Source organism: Celeribacter marinus (genome assembly GCF_965656515.1).
Classification (GTDB): domain Bacteria; phylum Pseudomonadota; class Alphaproteobacteria; order Rhodobacterales; family Rhodobacteraceae; genus Celeribacter; species Celeribacter marinus_D.
On record NZ_CBFHKW010000046.1, the window covers coordinates 1 to 2,560 of the forward strand.

2 protein-coding genes are annotated in these 2,560 nt (G+C 55.2%); both read right to left on the reverse strand.

The annotated features are described in order from the left end of the window. Positions 1-183: 183 nt before the first annotated feature. Positions 184-975, reverse strand: a complete 792-nt coding sequence (gene istB / locus ACTG34_RS10355) for an IS21-like element helper ATPase IstB (RefSeq protein ID WP_439104849.1) — start codon at positions 973-975, stop codon at positions 184-186. Then, the gene (gene istA, locus ACTG34_RS10360; RefSeq protein WP_439104864.1) at positions 965-2,494 is read right to left on the reverse strand and encodes an IS21 family transposase; all 1,530 of its coding nucleotides are present in this window, start codon (positions 2,492-2,494) and stop codon (positions 965-967) included. Before istA ends, istB begins: the two co-directional genes overlap by 11 nt. Positions 2,495-2,560 lie beyond the last annotated feature (66 nt).

The window sequence follows — 2,560 nt, forward strand, 5'->3', positions numbered from 1 at the left end:
AGTAGAACACTTGGCAATATAATCGTCCATGAGATCCGACGCCCAAATTGCTGGCGTCGTCAATGCCGATGTTCGTGCAGCCGCAGCGAAAGCTCACTTTGTCCGCAAGACTTGTTGAATGTCATTGAGAACTGACCCGGTATTGTCACCGAGATTTGACCCGCCTCTATTGTTTATCAGCAGTTACGTTTTGGTCAATGTTGGCTTCTCCTTGGTGGATTTCTTTGCAGCTTCTGAGCTGGCTTTGAAGCGATAGCTGTCGTTGCCGGTCTCGAGGATGTGGCAGCGGTGGGTGAGCCGGTCGAGGAGTGCTGTTGTCATCTTTGCATCTCCGAAGACCTGCGCCCATTCACTGAAGCTGAGGTTGGTCGTGATAACGACGCTGGTGCGCTCATAGAGCTTGCTCAGAAGGTGGAACAGGAGCGCGCCGCCGGATGGGCTGAACGGCAGGTAGCCAAGCTCATCAAGGATGACCAAGTCGATCTTGGTGAGCATCTCAGCCATCTTTCCAGCCTTCCCAAGGGCCTTCTCCTGTTCCAACGCATTGACCAGTTCGACGGTGGAGTAGAAGCGCACTTTGCGCCTGTAGTGCTCAATGGCTTGAACTCCGATAGCTGTGGCGACATGGCTTTTGCCGGTGCCGGGACCACCGATCAGAACGACATTTTCCGCATTCTCGACGAACTCGCCGCGATGGAGTTGGCGAACTGTGGCCTCGTTGATCTCACTCGATGCGAAGTCAAAGCCTGCGAGATCCTTGTAGGATGGGAAGCGTGCGACCTTGGTGTGGTAAGCAATTGAACGCACTTCCCGTTCGGCCATTTCTGCCTTGAGCAGTTGGGACAACATTGGAGTGGCCGCCTCAAACGCTGGAACACCTTGTGTGACCAGGTCATCGACCGCATGCGCCATGCCATGCAGCTTGAGACTGCGCAGCATGATGATAATGGAAGCCCCTGCAGGATCATGACGCATTGCGGTTCTCCCTTATCTGTCTGAGATTGTCATAGCGATCCACATTTGCCTTCGGGGCCGTTTCCAAGGCGAGAGCATCTGGTGGATCGATCGTCGGATGATCGGTCTGCTTTGGATCAATCAGCCGATGCAGGAGGTTCAGGATATGCGTCTTGGTCGGCACCCCAGCTTCTAGCGCCAGTTCCACAGCACGCAGCACAGCGCTTTCATCGTGGTGTAAAACCAGAGATAGGATATCAACCATTTCCCGGTCGCCGCCATCCTTACGGAGCATGTGATTTTGCAGCTGACGGAAGATGTCAGGCATCTCTGTAAACGGCGCACCATTGCGCAGGGCCCCCGGTTTGCGTTGGATGACCGCCAGATAATGGCGCCAATCATAGATGACTTTGCCGGGCTTGCGGTGGGACCGATCGATGATGCGCTCATGCGTGCAGACAGTCTGCCCCTCCGCGACAATAACCAAACGGTCCGGGTAAACACGAAGACTGACTGGGCGGTTCGCAAAGCTGGCAGGCACGCTGTAACGGTTGCGCTCGAAGGTGATCAAGCATGTTGGCGACACACGCTTGCTGTGTTCAACAAACCCGTCAAAGGCTGGTGGTAGAACCATCAGCACAGGCTTCTCTGCCTCCCAAACATCAGCGATTGAACCAGGCAATTCCCGGTGCGCTGTCTCTGACCAAAGGGCGATGCAACGATCTTCAAGCCACTGGTTCAGCTCTTCTAGATCCTTGAAGACAGGCATGACCTGCCACAACCGGTTCCGGGCATCTCGAACGTTCTTCTCGACTTGGCCCTTCTCCCAGCCTGCGGCTGGATTGCAGAACTCAGGCTCAAAGACGTAGTGGCTTGCCATGGATTGGAAGCGTGCATTTACATCGCGTTGTTTGCCACGGCCAACTCGGTCGACCGCAGTCTTCATATTGTCATAGATGCCGCGCCCGGGGACACCACCGAACACGCGGAAGGCGTTCCAGTGGGCATCGAACAGCATCTCGTGCGTTTGCAACGGATAAGCCCGCACCAGGAATGCCCGACTGTGCGACAGCTTGGTGTGTGCAACTTGCAGTTTAACGCGTTCGCCACCAATCGTGGCCCAGTCTTCGCTCCAATCAAATTGGAACGCCTCGCCGGGTTGGAACACCAAAGGTACAAATGTGCCGCGTCCCGTTGTTTGCTCGGCACGGTGTCGATCAGCCCGCCAAGCGCGCGCAAAGGCTGCCACTCGCTCGTAGGACCCATCATAGCCAAGCTTGACTAGATCCTCATACATTAGCTTAACGTTGCGCCGCTCTTTACGAGACTTCCGCGTCTGCGCCAAAAGCCATGCCGACAAACGATCCGCGTAAGGATCCAGCTTGCTTGGACGCGATGGTGTCTTGAACGTCGGCTCGGCCGCGCCTTCACGCAGGTACTTCTTGATGGTGTTACGAGACAGCCCAGTGCGCCGCGCAATCTCTCGTATCGGCATTTTATCACGCAATGCCCAGCGTCGAATAATACTCAAAAATCCCATATCGATCACTCCAAATCTCCCTGAACAAAAACGTCAGGGCCATGTGTTCACATGGGTCAATTCTCA

Excerpts from the sequence above, each read along its gene's own strand:
- istA (WP_439104864.1), bottom strand. The coding sequence starts at position 2,494 with ATGGGATTTTTGAGTATTATTCGACGCTGGGCATTGCGTGATAAAATG.
- istB (WP_439104849.1), bottom strand. The coding sequence starts at position 975 with ATGCGTCATGATCCTGCAGGGGCTTCCATTATCATCATGCTGCGCAGT.